Below are 16,463 nucleotides of genomic sequence, written 5' to 3'. Positions count from 1 at the left end.
CCCCGGCCCCACCCCACGACCGATCAACCACCGCGCCCACCGCGACGACACCGCATCGAGCTCCCGATACGACAACGACCGAGAACCCTCCACCACCGCCACCGCATCACCGGCCGACTCCACCGCCGACACCAACAACTGCGGCAACAACACACCACGACGACCACGGGCACGCTCGCCGCGCGCCGGGCGCGCAGCGCGCTCGGGGCGTGCGCCACGTTCGGGGCGGGGTGAGCGCTCGGGCCGAGGCGCGCGTTCGGGACGGGGTGCACGTTCGGGACGCGGTGCCCGGCTGCGGGCACCGTCCTGCGTCTCGCGAGGCTGCGTCTCCGAAGGGAAATCGGACGAAGAGGATGCGTTCACCGGAGAGGCCCCGTTCGAGCTGCCATCGTGTCGTGAACGCATGAAAAAGCCCATACCCTTCGCTTTCGATCCCAACGGTCGCGTCTGCGAACCGAGCAAGCATAGTCACCCGTCGGAGACGGGCGAACTTACTCGGTAGTAACCCCATGGGGTTCATCTCTCCGACCACTCCCGACGTTACCGGCGCATCCCGCGGGGACTCGTCCGCCGAGGTGGTGGGGCCACCCGAAGCGGCCCCACCACATCGTCAGTCCAGGTCAGCGAGCCGGTACAGGCGGTGTGCCGCGCCCCACTCCTCGAGCAACCCGTCGGGGGCGTCGTCCACCACGACGACGGCCGCGAGGTCCTCGAGCGACCCGGGTTCGAGCGTGCTCAGAGATGCCTCGGGCAGGTGCACGTGGGTGACCCACTCGTTGTAGAGCACGCTGTCCAGGGCCGTACCCGACGACGCGCCCTCGGGCACGACCACGACGACGGCACCGGTCGCCGTGACGACCAGCGGTTCGAGCGCCACCGCCTCGATCTCGACACCGCCCACCGCGAGGCTGCGCGACTCGTAGGTCAGCTCGTACCGATCCCGCAGCGTGCCGATCCTCTCGACCAGTTCGACGTTCGTGAACGTCCGCGAGGGCAGCACGAGTGCCGGGTCCGCCGAGCCGACCGGACGCAACCGGTCGGCGTAGGTCACCGGATCCGCCGGCTGCGCAGCCAGCTCGTCCCGCACACCGGGCTCGTCGACGACCAACCAGCTGTCCGCACCGTTCGCCGCGGTACCGGCGACCGTCAGTCCCAGAGCGGCTCCGGCGGGCAGCTGCCCGTCGACGCGGGTGGGATCGACCGGCGCGATCGCGGCACCGGTCTTGACCACCGCCCACTGGGCGACCACGGACTCCACCGAGCGCGGGATCGCGACCGCGACGACATCGCCGGTGCCGAGGCCGCGGCCGATGAGCAGCCGAGCCAGGCGGGACGACCGTGCGTCGAGTTCCCGGTAGGCGATCTCCGTCCCCTCACCGCCGATCTCCGGATCGGCCGGGAGCGAGAGCGCCGGCGCCGCCGGATCCTCCTCGACCACCTCGGCGAAGACCGTGGCCAGCGTCCGCGCGCCGGTGTCCACGGCCGCGCTGGACGGTCCGGACTCGGCGACGATGCGGGCGAGTTCCTCCGCATCGACGAGGTCGATGTCGCCGACCGCCGACTCCGGATCGGCGGCGAACGCGTCGAGCACGCGCACCAGCCGCTCCGAGATGTTCCTGACCTCCGACTCGGCGAAGAACCGCTCCAGGTACTTGAAGGTCAGGTCGATCTGCGTGTCGGCGACCGTCATGAGAGTGATCGGGTAGTGCGTGGCGTCCTTGACCCCGACCCCGGTGATCGTCATGCCGTCGATCGACCCCGCGGCGTCGGACAGTGCCTCGCGGTCGATCGGGTACGACTCGAACACCAGCAGCGAATCGAAACCGATCGGGTTCCCGATTCGCTGCTCGATCTCGGACAGCCCGACGTAGTGGTGGTCGAGCAGACCGGCCTGTTCCGACTGCAGGCGCTGCAGCAGGTGCGCCACCGACTCGTGCGGATCGACCCGCACGCGCACCGGCAGGGTGTTGATGAACAGGCCGACCATCGACTCGACGCCGGGCAGGTCGGCGGGGCGACCCGAAACCGTGGCGCCGAACACGATGTCCGGGTTGCCAGTGATGCGGCCGAGCAGCACACCCCAGGCGGCCTGCACGAGCGTGTTCACCGTGACACCGAGCTCGGTGGCCAGCGCGGTCAGCCGGGCGGTGTGATCGGTGTCGACCAGGACGGAGACCTTCGAGATGGTCTCGTTGTCGGGGTCGCGCTGGACCGGAGCGACCACCGTCGGCTCGGAGAGCCCCTGGAGGGTCTGCGCCCACGCGTCGAGCGAGGCGGCGTGGTCCTGCTCGGCGAGCCAAGCGAGGAAATTCCGGTAGGAACGCACGCGCGGCAGCACCGTGCGGTCTCCGCGCAGCACGTACAGGGCCATGAGGTCCTGCATGAGCAGCGGCATCGACCAGCCGTCGAGGAGGATGTGGTGGCTCGTCACCGCCAGGTGGTAGCGATCCGCCCCGGACCTCACGAGCAGGAACCGCATGAGCGGTGCCGTCTCCATATCGAAACGCCGGGCCTGCTCGTCGGCGAGCACGTCCGCGAGTTCGGCCTCTCGGACGTCGTCCGCGCGATCGGTGAGATCGACCGTCCGCCACGGCAGTTCGACCTCGTCGAGCACGAGCTGCAGCGACTGCCCCTCGTCGTCGGTGACGAATGCCGTGCGGAGGTTCGGGTACCGGTCGAGCAGTGCCTGTCCCGCGTCCCGCAGACGGTCGGGATCCACCGCGCCTTCGAGGTCGAGGACCGCCTGCATCGTGTAGACGTCGACGCGCTCGTCGATCGTCATCGATGCGTGGAAGAGCAGACCGGTCTGCAGCGGCGACAGCGGCCACACGTCCGCCAGCGACGGGTAGCGCTGCTCCCACGTCTCGATCTCCTTCTGGTCGATGTCGACCAGCGGCAGATCGGACGGGGTCAGGCCACCTGCGGCCGGCGACGCGGCGTGCCGCGCGAGTGCGCTCAACGCCTCGAGCCAGTGCTGCGCGAGTTCGTCGACGTCGTCGCGGTCCAGCAGACCCGCCGGGAAGGCGATGTTCGCCCCGAGCTGTGGGCCGTCCGCACCGTCGGAGACCACGGCGTTGATGTCCACGCTCGCGTTGGCGGGCATGTCGGCGTCCTGGGTCACGTCGAGCTTGCCCAGCGCGTCGGTGGGCGCCCAGCCGATCTCGGCGAGCCCCTCCGGCACGTCCGCCGAGGAGACCCGGCCGAGGTAGTTGAAGCTGACCTGCGGCGAGCGTGCGATCTCGGCCAGGCGCGCCGACGATTCCCGATCGAGGTAACGCAGTAGACCGAAGCCCATGCCCTTGTCCGGGATCCCGAGCAGCTGCTCCTTGACGGCCTTGACCGCCGAACCCATCGCGGCACCGCCGGCGAAGGCGTCGTCGACGTCCACACCGGCGAGGTCGACCCGCACCGGGTAGGCACTGGTGAACCAGCCGACCGTCCGCGACAGGTCGGCACCCGGCACCACAGCCTCCTCACGACCGTGCCCCTCGAACTTCACGAGGGCGGACGAGGATTCGACGCCACGATCGCGGCGCCAGCGCACCATCGCCAATCCGAGCGCGGCCACCAGACCGTCGGCGACACCGCCGCGGAACAGGGCCGGCACCGACGTCAGCAACGCATCGGTGTCCGCCGCCGGGACGGAGATCTCCAGTCGCTGCACCGTCGCCATCGTGTCGACGGCGGGATCGAACGGGCGGGCCCCCAGGTCCGGATCCGGTCCCTCGAGGATCCGTTCCCACAGCGGCAGTTCGCTTCGTCGCAACGGAGCCGCTTCGACGAGGCCGTGGGCCCAGCGACGCAACGACGTCCCGACCGCCTCGAGCTGCGGCTCCTGACCGGAGACGATCCGGCCCCAGGCCAGCCCGAGGTCCGGCAGCAGGATGCGCCACGACACACCGTCCACCACGAGGTGGTGGGCAACGACCGTGAGGATGCCCGGGCGGGTGTCGCCGAGGTCGAACCACAGGAAGCGGATCACGGAACCGCTCGACGGATCGAGACGGCCGAGGGCCGCGTCGATCTCGCGGTTGGCGATCTCCGTCAGCCCGGCGTCGTCGACGTCCGGGGACAGTTCGACGCGGTCGAGGATCGCTCCGGGTTCGACCGTGCCGGTCGCGCGGACCCGCAGGACATGCGTGCCGTCGGCACCGCGTTCGAGGATCGAGCGCAGCGCGTCGTGGTGGTCGATCACCGCGCCGATGGTGCGGGTCAGCACGTCCCGGTCGATGCCCTGCGGCAGCGTGACGGACACGAGCTGCGAGAACCGGTCGAAGCCGCCGGGCCAGCCGAGCACGTCGCGCATGATCGGCGTGAGCGGCACCTCGCCGACACCACCGCCGGGCAGCTCGGTCAGACGGATGGGGCCGGAACTCTCCGCCCGCGTGGCGACCTCGGCGAGGCCGGCCACCGAACGACGCTCGAAGACGTCACGCGGCGTGAACACGACACCCCGGGACTTCGCCCGCGACACCAGCTGGATCGACACGATGCTGTCGCCACCGAGCGCGAAGAACGACTCGTCGACACTCACCTTGTCCAGATGGAGAACCTCCGCGAACACCTCCGCGATGATCTGCTCGACCTCACTCTCCGCAGCCCGGTACTCGCGCTCCTCGATCACCGGCTCCGGAAGAGCATCACGATCGAGCTTGCCCACCGGCGTCAGCGGCACCTCGTCGAGCACCACGATCGCCGACGGCACCATGTGCGGCGGCAACGACCGCGCCACGAACTCCGTCAGCTCCGCCGTGTCGACCGTCCGGCCGCGGACGGGCAGCACGTACGACACCAGCACCGTGGCACCCGAGCCGGTCGTGCGGCCCAGGGTCGCCGCGAAGTCCACCGTCTCGTGTTCGGTCAGCGCCGCGTCGATCTCACCGAGTTCGATGCGGAAACCGCGCACCTTGACCTGGAAGTCGCTGCGGCCGACGAACTCGAGTTCGACGGGGCCGCCGCCGATCGAGCGCCAGCGCACCACGTCGCCGGTGCGGTACATGCAGGATCCGTCGGCGCTGTACGGGTTGGCGACGAATCGCTCCGAGGTCAGGCCGCTGCGACCGTGGTAGCCGCGTGCGAGTGCACCACCGGCCATGTACAGCTCACCGGCGACACCCTCGGGCACCGGCTGGAGCCGGGCGTCGAGGACGAGCGCGGAGACCCCGTGCGTGGGATTGCCGATGGTGATCGGCCGTCCCGGCTGCAGCTTGCCGAAGGACGAGATGATCGTCGTCTCGGTCGGGCCGTAGCCGTTGAAGTACTTCCGTCCCGGCGCCCACCGCGCGAGCAGTTCGGGCGTGGTGACGTCGCCGCCGACGGAGACCACCTCGAGGCTGTCGATGCCGGTCGGATCCATCGTGCCGAGCACCGCGGGCGTGATGATCGTGTGGGTCACGCGTTCGGTCTTCAGCAGCTCGGCGAGATCCGGGCCCCCGATGATCCCGGCGGGCACGATCACCAGCGTGGCGCCGCTGGAGAACGCCGCCATCCACTCGAGCACCGACGGGTCGAAGCTCGGCGAGCAGATGTGCAGGAAGCGGTGGCCGGCCCGCAGGTGGTAGAGATCCACCGCGGTGTCGACCACTCCCCCGAGTCCGGTGTGGGTGACGACGACACCCTTCGGTCGACCGGTCGAACCCGACGTGTAGATCACGTAGGCCGGCTGGTCGAGCCGGATCGGGCGCAGTCGCTCGGCGTCGGTGATCGGATCGGCCGACCGTGCCTCGAGTGCGGTGGCGGTCTCCGCCGAGTCGAGCACGAGCCAGTCGGCCTCGTCCGGCAGGCCGTCGATGTGCGCGCCGCCTGTGATGCCCAGTGCCGCACCGGAATCGGACAGCATGTAACGCACGCGGTCGGCCGGATAGGTCGGGTCGACCGGCAGGTGTGCGGCGCCGGTCTTCGCGATCGCCCACACGCTCAGCACCATCTCGTACGACCGCGGGTACGCGACCGCGACGATGTTCTCCGGTCCGACGCCACGCTCGATGAGCAGGCGTGCCAGTCGCGACGAGGTCTCGTCGAGTTCCCGGTAGGTGATCGAGCGACCCTCGTAGCGCACCGCCACGGCGTCGGGGTCCATCGCGACACCGGTCGTGAGGATGTCGGTGAGGCTTCCCCCGGCACTGACACGGTCGCCGTGGACGTGGGTGAGTCGGTCGAATTCGTCCGCGTCGAGGATCGCCAGGTCGCCGACGGGCGACTGCGGATCGTCCAACGCACCGGTGAGCAGCATCGAGAACCTGCGCGCGAACTCCTCGACGGTCCGCCGATCGAACAGGGCCGTCGCGTAGGAGAACTCGGCTCCGATGCCGGCGGGCTCGCCCGTCTCGTCGTACTGCTCGCGCAGCGTCAGGGACAGGTCGAACTTTGCGGTGTCGACGTCGAAGGGGACACCCGAGACCGTCAGGCCCGGGAGTTCGAGACCGGCCGACGGCAGGTTCTCGAACGACAGCGCCACCTGGAACAGCGGGTGGCGGGCGGTCGACCGCTCCGGCGCGAGGATCTCCACGAGCCGCTCGAACGGGATGTCCGCGTGGGCGAACGCCTCGAGGTCGGTCTCCCGGACCCGGGCGAGCAGATCGGTGAAGCTCTCTCCGCCGTCCACCCGGCTGCGCAGCACGAGCGTGTTGACGAACATGCCGATCATGTCGTCGAGTTCGTGCTCCCCACGGCCCGCGATCGGGGTACCGATCGCGACGTCGTCGGTGTCCGCCATGCGGGCGAGGAACACCGCGAGCGCGGTGTGCATCACCATGAACATCGTCGTGCCGGTCCGGCGTGCGAGTTCGGCGACGGCGCGGTGCGTCTGCGCGTCGATCGTGAGTCCGACCGTGCCGCCGGCGAACGACTGCACCGGCGGGCGCGGACGGTCCATCGGCAGGTTCAGCTCGTCCGGAAGTCCGGCGAGGGCGTCCTGCCAGTACGCCGCCTGGGCGGACAGCACGCTCTCGGGATCGTCCTCGGAGCCGAGCACCTGGCGTTGCCACACCGCGAAGTCGGCGTACTGCACCGGCAGCGGCGTCCATCCCGGTTCCTCCCCGTGTACACGGGAGAGATAGGCGGTCATGACGTCCCGGGTCAGCGGAGCCATCGACCAGCCGTCGGCGCTGATGTGGTGGACGACGAAGACCAGCACGTGGTCGGTCTCGCTCAGGCGCAGCAGCGCCACCCGCAGCGGCAACTCCGCGGTGACGTCGAAACCGGTGGTGACGATCTCGCGGATCCGATCCGGCACGTCCGCCGGGTCGACGTCCTCGGCGACGACCTGCGGTGCCGCATCGGCCGTGGGCAGGACGAGCTGGTAGGGACGTCCGTCGTCCTCCGGGTAGATCGTGCGCAGCACCTCGTGACGGTCGAGCATGTCGCGGACCGCCGCCTGCAGGGCCTCGACGTCGAGCGCACCGGTGAGCCGCACGGCGACCGGCAGGTTGTCGGCGGCCGACGAGTTGTCGAAGCGGTTGAGGAACCACATGCGCTGCTGCGCGAGCGACAGCGGGATGCGGTCGGTGCGCGGCTGCGGTACGAGCGGGGCACGCCCGGTCGTACCGGTCTGCCGTTCGGCGTGCGCGGCGAGCGCCTCGACGGTGGAGGCCTCGAACAGGGCCCGCACGGGGACCCGGACGTCGAGCGCGGACCCGAGGCGGGCGACGAGCTGCGTGGCGATCAGCGAGTTGCCGCCGAGCGCGAAGAAGTCGTCGTCGAGACCCACGCGATCGACGCCGAGCACGTCGGCGAAGGTGCCTGCCACGATCTCCTCGACCGGCGTGCGCGGCGCGCGGAACTCGCGCACCTCGAAGGTCGGCGCGGGCAGCGCCTTGCGGTCGAGCTTGCCCGAGGTGTTGAGCGGGAACTCGTCGAGCACCACCACGGCGGCGGGCACCATGTACGACGGCAGGGAGCCGGAGACGAACTCGATCAGCGCACCGCTGTCGATCTCGTGGCCCGGCACCGGCACGACGTAGCCGGCGAGCTGGTCACCGGTCTGGGTCTGGGCCACGAGGACCGCGGCCTGGTTGACCGATTCGTGTGCCAGCAGGGCGGTCTCGATCTCGCCGAGCTCGATGCGCTGACCGCGGAACTTCACCTGGAAATCGGTGCGGCCGATGTACTCGAGCTCGCCGTCGCCGTTCCACGTCACGAGGTCGCCGGTGCGGTACATCCGGTCGCCCGGTGCACCGAACGGGTTCGCGACGAACCGGTCGGAGGTGAGGTCGGGCCGCCGGACGTAGCCGCGCGCGAGCTGGACACCCGCGAGGTAGAGCTCACCCGGGACACCCACGGGAACCGGCCGCAGACGACCGTCGAGCACGTACGCGCGGACGTTCCACTCGGGCACACCGATCGGCACGACGTCGACCGGCCCCTCGGCGGGGGCCTGCCAGTAGGTGGCCGAGACCGCGGCCTCGGTCGGTCCGTAGAGGTTGTCGATGTCCGCGGAGCTGATCCGCCGCACACCGTCGATCGTCTCGGGCGGCAGAGCCTCACCGATGACGAAGATGTCGCGCAGCGTGCTGCACGAGGCGGCGTCGGCGTGCGCGGCGAAGACGGTGAGCATCGACGGCACGAAGTCGGTGATGGTCACCTTCTCGCGGGCGATGACCTCCGACAGGTAGGCCGGGTCGCGGTGACCGTCGGGGGTGGCGATCACGAGCTTCGCACCCACGCTCAGCGGCATGAAGAAGCCCCACAGCGACACGTCGAAGGTCGTCGCGGTCTTCTGGAAGTACACGTCCTCCGAGGTCATCTCGAATTCGTGCAGCATCCATTCCGTCTGGTTGACGATCGCGCGGTGCGTCACGGCCACGCCCTTCGGCCGTCCGGTGGAGCCGGACGTGAAGATCGCGTAGGCGGTGTTGTCGGGACGCAGCGGCGAGAGCCGGTCCTCGTCGCGGACCGGCGTCGCCGGCACGGCCGCGAGGTCGAGCCGGTCGATCTCCACCGCGTCGACGGCGGTTCCCGACGGGATCTCGAACTCGTCGCGCGCCGTGGTCACGATGCACACCGGATCTGCGGTGTCGAGGATGTGGCGGATGCGGTCGGCCGGATGATCCGGATCGATCGGCACCCAGGCGCCGCCGGCCCGCACGATCGCGTACATGCCCACGAGCAGTTCCGTCGAGCGGCGGACGGCGAGGCCGACCAGCGACTCCGGCCCCACACCACGGCCGATCAGGTGCCGGGCGAGCCGGTTGACCCGCGCGTCGAACTCGGCGTAGGTCAGTTCCTCGCCCTCGTAGGACAGCGCGACCGCATCCGGGGTGCGTGCCACCTGCGCGTCGAAACGCGTGGTGAGCAGTGCGGTCCCGTCGAGGGCATGATCGGAGTCGTTCCACGCGTGGAGGATCCGGTCGAGTTCCTCGGAGCCGAGCAGCGCGATGTCGCCGACCGGCATCTCCGGCTGCTGCGCCATCGCCTCGAGTGCGCGAACGAAACGCTCGACGAGCGTCTCGACCTGGTCGCGGTCGAACAGTGCTCGCTGGTAACGCAGTTCGACCTCGAGCGCGGAGCGCAGGTGCACGAACAGGCTCAGCGGGTAGTGGGTCGCGTCGTGGGTGCCCACACCCGTGACAGCCATGCCGTCGATGGAGGCGGACTGCTCGGCGAGGGCTTCCTCGTCGAGCGGGTACGACTCGAACACCGTGAGCGTGTCGAAGGCGACCGACGGACTCGTCGCCCGCTGGATCTCGGTGAGTCCGAGATGGTGGTGGCCGAGCAGTGCGGCCTGCTCACCCTGCAGGCGTTCGAGGAACGCCGAGACGGGCTCGTCCGGATCGAAGGCGACCCGCACGGGCAGCGTGTTGATGAACAGGCCGACCATCGACTCCACACCGGGCAGGTCGGCGGGGCGACCCGAGACCGTGGCGCCGAAGACGACGTCCTCGGCACCGGTGAGGCGGCCGAGCAGCACGCCCCAGGCGGCCTGCACGAGCGTGTTCACCGTGACGCCGAGGCGCGCGGCGGCGCCGCTGACGGCGGCCAGTCGCTCGGCGTCGAGTTCGACCTTCACCCGGTCGTCGCCCTGGAGCCCGGGATGGCGCGGGGTCTGCGGAGCGAGCAGCGTCGGCTCCTCGAAGCCGGCGAAGGTCTGCGCCCACGCCTCACGCGAGGATTCGCGGTCGCGGGCGGTGACCCATTCGAGGAAGGAGCGGTACGAGCGCACCCGCGGCAGCAGGGACACCTCTCCCCTCGTCGCGTACAGGGCCATGAGGTCCTGCATCAGCAGCGGCATCGACCAGCCGTCGACCAGCACGTGGTGGGTGGTCACGCCGAGCTGGTAGCGGCCGTCGCCGAGGTGCACGAGGACGAACCGCATGAGCGGTCCGGTGTCCATGACGAAGCGGCGTGCCTCCTCGTCCTTCCAGAACGGCACCGTGGCGGTGACGCCGTCCGCGGCGACCTCCGCGGACATGTCGACGGTGCGCCACGGCACCTGCACGTCGTCGAGGACGAGCTGCACCGAGTCGCCGTCGGCGTCGGTCACGAAGACCGTCCGCAGGTTGGCGTGCCGGTCGAGCAGTGCCTGCGCGGCGCGGTGGAGCCGCTCGGGATCCACTTCTCCCTCGAGGTCGAGGACGGCCTGCATCGTGTAGACGTCGACGTCGTCCTCGCCGGTCATCAACGCGTGGAAGAGCAGACCGGACTGCAGCGGCGACAGCGGCCACACGTCCGCCAGCGACGGGTAACGCACGTGCCAACGGTCGAGATCGGCCTGGGTGACCGACACGAGCGGCACGTCGGAGGGCGTGAGCCCACCGGCGGCGGGGTCGGCGGCGTGCGTGACGAGCGCTGCGAGGGCGGCCCGCCAGTGCTGCACGAACTCGTCGACGTCCTCGCGGTCGAGCAGACCCGCGGGGAAGGCGATGTTCGCGCCGAGCTGCGGGCCGTCCGCGCCGTCGTTGACGATCGCGTTGATGTCGATCGCCGCGCTCGCGGGCATGTCGGCGTCGAGGGCGGCGTCGACGCGTCCCAGCGCGTCGGTCGGGGCCCAGCCGATCTCGGCGAGTTCCTCCGGCACGTCCGCGGAGGACACGCGACCGAGGTAGTTGAAGCTGATCTGCGGTGAGCGTGCGATGGCGGCGAGCCGCGCCGACGATTCCGGATCGAGGTAGCGCAGCAGACCGAAGCCCATCCCCTTGTCCGGGATGGCCAGCAGCTGTTCCTTGACGGCCTTGACCGCCGCACCCATCGCGGGACCACCGGTGACGGCGTCGTCGACGTCCACACCGGCAAGGTCGACCCGCACCGGGTAGGCGCTGGTGAACCAGCCGACCGTCCGGGACAGGTCGGCGCCCGGCACCACGGATTCCTCGCGGCCGTGACCCTCGAACTTCACGAGGGCGGAGGAGGATTCGATGCCGCGGTCGCGGCGCCAGCTCACGAGTGCCAGTCCGAGCGCGGCCACCAGACCGTCGGCGACACCGCCGCGGAACAGGGCCGGCACCGTGGTGAGCAGTGCATCGGTCTGCGCGGCGTCGAGGTTCATCTCGATGCGTTCGACGGTGGAGGTGACGTCGACGGCGGGGTCGAAGGGACGCTCGCCGAGCAGTGGGTCCGGTCCCTCGAGTATCCGTTCCCACAGCGGCAGCTCCGACCGGCGCTGTGCTGCGGCATCCACCAGGCCGTGGGCCCAGCGGCGCAGCGACGTCCCGACGGCCTCGAGCCGCGGCTGCTCACCGGAGACGATCTGTCCCCAAGCCAGACCGAGGTCGGGCAGCAGGATGCGCCACGACACACCGTCCATCACCAGGTGGTGGGCGACGACGAGGAGCACGCCGCGACGTTCGGCCGAGCCGAAGTCGAACCACACGAATCGCAGCACCGAACCGGCGAACGGGTCGAGCGCTCCGAGCGCGGAATCGAGTTCGCGGGAGGCGATCTCGGTGAGCTCGGCGTCGTCGACGTCGGCCGCGACCTCGACCCGCGACAGCAGGGCGTCCGGATCCACGGTGCTCGCGGAGCGGACCCGCAGGGTCACCTCTCCGTCGGCATCGCGTTCGAGGATCGAGCGCAGCGCGTCGTGATGGTCGACGACCGCACCGATGGTGCGGGTCAGCACGTCCCGGTCGATGTCGGCCGGGAGGGTCACGGCGACGGTCTGCGAGAAGCGGTCGAAGCCGCCGGGCCAGCCGAGGACCTCGCGCATGATCGGGGTGAGCGGCACGTCGCCGACACCGCCGCCGGGGAGTTCCTCGAGTCGCTCGGTCTGCGTCTCGTCGGCGCGGGTGGCGACCTCGGCGAGGCCCGCCACCGAACGACGCTCGAAGACATCGCGCGGCGTGAACACCACACCCCGCGCCTTCGCCCGCGACACCAACTGGATCGACACGATGCTGTCGCCACCGAGCGCGAAGAACGACTCGTCGACACTCACCTTGTCCAGATGCAGAACCTCCGCGAACACCTCCGCGATGATCTGCTCGACCTCGCTCTCCGCAGCCCGGTACTCACGCTCCTCGATCACCGGCTCCGGCAACGCATCACGATCGAGCTTGCCCACCGGCGTCAACGGCACCTCGTCGAGCACCACGATCGCCGACGGCACCATGTGCGGCGGCAGCGAGCGCGCCACGAACTCCGTCAGCTGTGCGGTGTCGATCGTGCGGCCGCGGACGGGCAGCACGTACGACACGAGGACGGTCGCGCCGGACGGGGTGGACCGCCCCACCGTCGTCGCCCAGTTCACCGACTCGTGTGCACTGAGGACCGCGTCGATCTCCCCGAGTTCGATGCGGAAACCGCGCACCTTGACCTGGAAGTCGCTGCGGCCGACGAACTCGATCTCGAGCCGGTCCTCGACGGGCCGCCACCGGACGACGTCGCCGGTGCGGTACATGCGGTCGCCGGGTTCGCCGTAGGGGTTGGGGACGAACCGCTCTGCGGTCAGCGCGTTGCGGCGGTGGTAGCCGCGGGCGAGTGCCCGGCCGGCCACGTAGAGCTCACCCGCCATGCCGGCGGCCACGGGGCGCAGACGCGAGTCGAGCACGAGGGCCGTCATACCCACGATGGGTTCGCCGATGGTGATCGGACGTCCGGGTTCCATCTCGCCGAAGGTCGACACGATGGTCGCCTCGGTCGGGCCGTACGCATTGACGTAGGTGGTGCGCTGCGACCATTCGGCCAGCAACTCCGGCGTCGTCACGTCGCCACCGACGGAGAGCACCTCGAAGCTGTCGATGCCCGTGGAGTCCATCGTGCCGAGCACCGCCGGCGTGATGATCGTGTGCGTCACGCGCTCGGTCTTCAGCAGCTCGGCGAGATCCGGACCGCCGATGATCCCGGCGGGCACGATCACGAGCGTCGCGCCGAATGCGAAGGCCGCCATCCACTCGAGCACCGACGGGTCGAAGCTGGGCGAGCAGATCTGCAGGAACCGCGATTCGGAGGTCACCCCGTACAGATCGGTGACCATGTCCTTCAGGCCCGCCAGACCCGTGTGGGTGACGACGACGCCCTTGGGCTTGCCGGTCGACCCCGACGTGTAGATCAGGTAGGCCGGGTGGTGGACCCGGATCGGGCGTACCCGGTCGGCGTCGGTGATCGGTGCGGCGGAGCGGGATTCGACGTCCGCGGCGAACGCCGGGTCGTCGAGCAGCAGCCATTCCGCGTCGTCGGGCAGTCCACCGACGTACTCGGACGACGTGATGCCCAGGGTGGCCCCGGAGTCGTCGAGCATGTAGCGCACGCGGTCGGCCGGATAGGTCGGGTCGACGGGGACGTGCGCCGCACCGGACTTGGCCACGGCCATGACGGTGACCGTCATGTCGTACGAGCGCGGGAACGACACGGCCACGAAGTTCTCCGGGCCGATGCCGCGATCGATCAGCACCCGCGCGAGCCTCGACGAGGTCTCGTCGAGTTCGCGGTAGGTGATCGACCGTCCCTCGTACCGCACCGCGACGGCGTCGGGATCCATCGCGACCCCACGCGTGAGGAACTCGGCGAGGGTGCTCGGTTCGGTGACGACGTCGTGTCCGCGCATGGCCGTGAGCTGCGCGAACTCGTCGTCGGCGAGCAGCGGCAGGTCGCCGACCGGGGCACGGTCGTCCGTGAGGATGCCGCCGACCAGTCGGGTGAACCGCTCGGCGAAACGCTGGATCGTGCTCTCGTCGAAGAGTGCACTGGCGTAGGAGAATTCGGCGGACAGGCCGGCGGGTGCGCCGGATCCGTCGATGTGTTCGCGCAGGGTCAGGCCCAGGTCGAACTTCGCGGTGTCGACCTCGAACGGGACGCCGGAGACGGTGAGCTCGGGCAGTTCCAGAGCGGTCTCGGGCAGGTTCTCGAACGACAGGACCACCTGGAACAGCGGGTGGCGTGCCGTCGACCGCTCGGGGTTGAGGATCTCCACGAGCCGCTCGAACGGGATGTCGGCATGGGCGAACGCCTCGAGGTCGGCCTCGCGCACCCGTGCGAGCAGGTCGGAGAAGCCCTCACCCGTGTCCACCCGGCTGCGCAGCACGAGGGTGTTGACGAACATGCCGATCAGGTCGTCGACCTCGGCCTCGCCGCGACCCGCGATGGGCGTGCCGATCGCGACGTCGTCGGTGTCGGCCATCCGTGCGAGGAAGACCGCGAGCGCGGTGTGCACGACCATGAACATCGTCGTGCCGGTCCGCCGTGCGAGCGCCGCGAGACCGCGGTGCGTGTCGGCGTCGAGGAGGAAGTCGACCTTGCCGCCGGCGAAGGACTGCACCGCGGGACGCGGCCGGTCCATCGGCAGGTTCAGCTCGTCCGGGAGCCCGGCGAGGGTGCGCTTCCAGAAGTCGGCCTGCGCCGCGAGCAGGCTCGCGGCATCGTCCTCGTCGCCGAGCACGTCGCGCTGCCAGATCGCGAAGTCGGCGTACTGCACGGGCAGCGGTGCCCAGCCGGGGGCCTCGCCCTCGGCGCGGGACATGTAGGCCGTCATGACGTCGCGGGTCAGCGGCGAGATGGACCAGCCGTCGGCGCTGATGTGGTGGACGACGAAGACGAGCACGTGATCGCGCTCGGAGAGCTCGAACAGTCGTGCGCGCAGCGGGATCTCGGTGGTGACGTCGAACCCGCGGGAGACGACCGCCGTCACCTTCTGCAGCAGGTCGCCCTCGGTGGCCGATTCGACGTCGATGTCGGGCGCGGCCTCCGCGACGGGGAGGATCAGCTGGTAGGGCTGTCCGTCGATCTCGGGATAGACGGTGCGGAGCACTTCGTGCCGGGCGAGCAGGTCCTGGACCGCTGCTTGCAGCGCACCGAGGTCGAGCGCCCCGGTCAGGCGGACCGCGACCGGGATGTTGTTGACCGACGATTCGGTGTCGAAGCGGTTGAGGAACCACATCCGCTGCTGCGCCAGCGACAGCGGCACACGCTCGGGCCGCGGCTGCGGCACCAGCGGCGGACGTGCCGCCGCACCGGTGTGCTGCTCGGCCGCGACGGCGAGCGCCGCGACACTGGGGGCCTCGAACAGCACGCGCACGGGGACGCGGGTGTCGAGTGCCGCGCCGATCCGCGAGACGACCTGAGTGGCGAGCAGCGAGTTGCCGCCGAGTTCGAAGAAGTCGTCGTCCACACCTACGCGGGTGAGGCCGAGGACGTCCGCGAACACGCCGGCGACGATCTCCTCGACCGGGGTGCTCGGAGCGCGGAATTCGCGGGTCTCGAAGACCGGCTCGGGCAGGGCCCTGCGGTCGAGCTTGCCGTTGACGTTCAGCGGCAGCGCATCGAGCGTCACGAACGCCGACGGCACCATGTACGACGGCACCCGGGCGCCGAGCGCGGACCTGATGGACTCGATGTCCGCCTGCGCACCATCCGCGGGCACGACATAGGCGACCAGCTGGGTGCCGACCCGCTCGTCCTCCCGCGCGATCACCGCGACATCACGCAGCGCATCCATCGCCCGCAGGGCGGACTCGATCTCACCGAGCTCGATGCGGAAACCACGCACCTTCACCTGGAAGTCCGTGCGCGACAGGTAATCCAACTGTCCGTCGCGGGTCCACCGCACCAGGTCGCCCGTACGGTACAAGCGTTCTCCGTCACCGAACGGCGAGGCGACGAACCGCTCCGCGCTCAGATCAGGTCGATCGAAGTAGCCGCGCGCGAGCTGCGCACCGGCCAGATACAACTCGCCGGCGACACCGGCCGGAACCGGATGCAACCGATCGTCGAGCACATAGACACGAGTGTTCCACTCGGGCACACCGATCGGCACCGACGCACCCGAGGTATCGGTGACGTCGCCGGAGGTGACCGACACCGCGGCCTCGGTCGGACCGTACAGGTTCACGAGCCGCGCCCGGTTGTGGGTCAGGAACCGCTGGGCGGTCGCCGGCGGCAACGCTTCGCCGATGGCGAGGATGTGGCGCAGCGAGGGAGCCAGCACTCCGTCGGCGTCGACCATCAATGCTTCGAGCATCGACGGCACCACGTGCAGCGTCGTCACCGACTGCTCGGTCAGCAGCCGGTTCAGATAAGCCGGATCGCGATGACCG

General features: G+C 70.1%; 2 protein-coding genes (1 of these 2 cut by a window edge). Both read right to left on the bottom strand.

What is annotated here, in order from left to right; all coding sequences use genetic code 11:
• A partial coding sequence (locus tag B9C99_RS26005) for a hypothetical protein (protein WP_216359288.1) occupies positions 1-363 on the bottom strand: 363 nt, incomplete at its 3' end.
• Positions 364-610: 247 nt separating this feature from the next.
• A protein-coding gene (locus B9C99_RS04950) for a non-ribosomal peptide synthetase (protein ID WP_088897118.1) crosses the window boundary here: on the bottom strand, positions 611-16,463 show its 3' portion. It continues 13,727 nt past the right edge of the window; 15,853 of the gene's 29,580 nt are visible here — the last part of the coding sequence; its start codon lies beyond the right edge, outside the window; the stop codon is at positions 611-613.

It is taken from the genome of Rhodococcus sp. BUPNP1, from assembly GCF_002215235.1.
Lineage (GTDB): Bacteria > Actinomycetota > Actinomycetes > Mycobacteriales > Mycobacteriaceae > Rhodococcus.
This window is presented reverse-complemented; position numbering and strand designations above follow the sequence as displayed.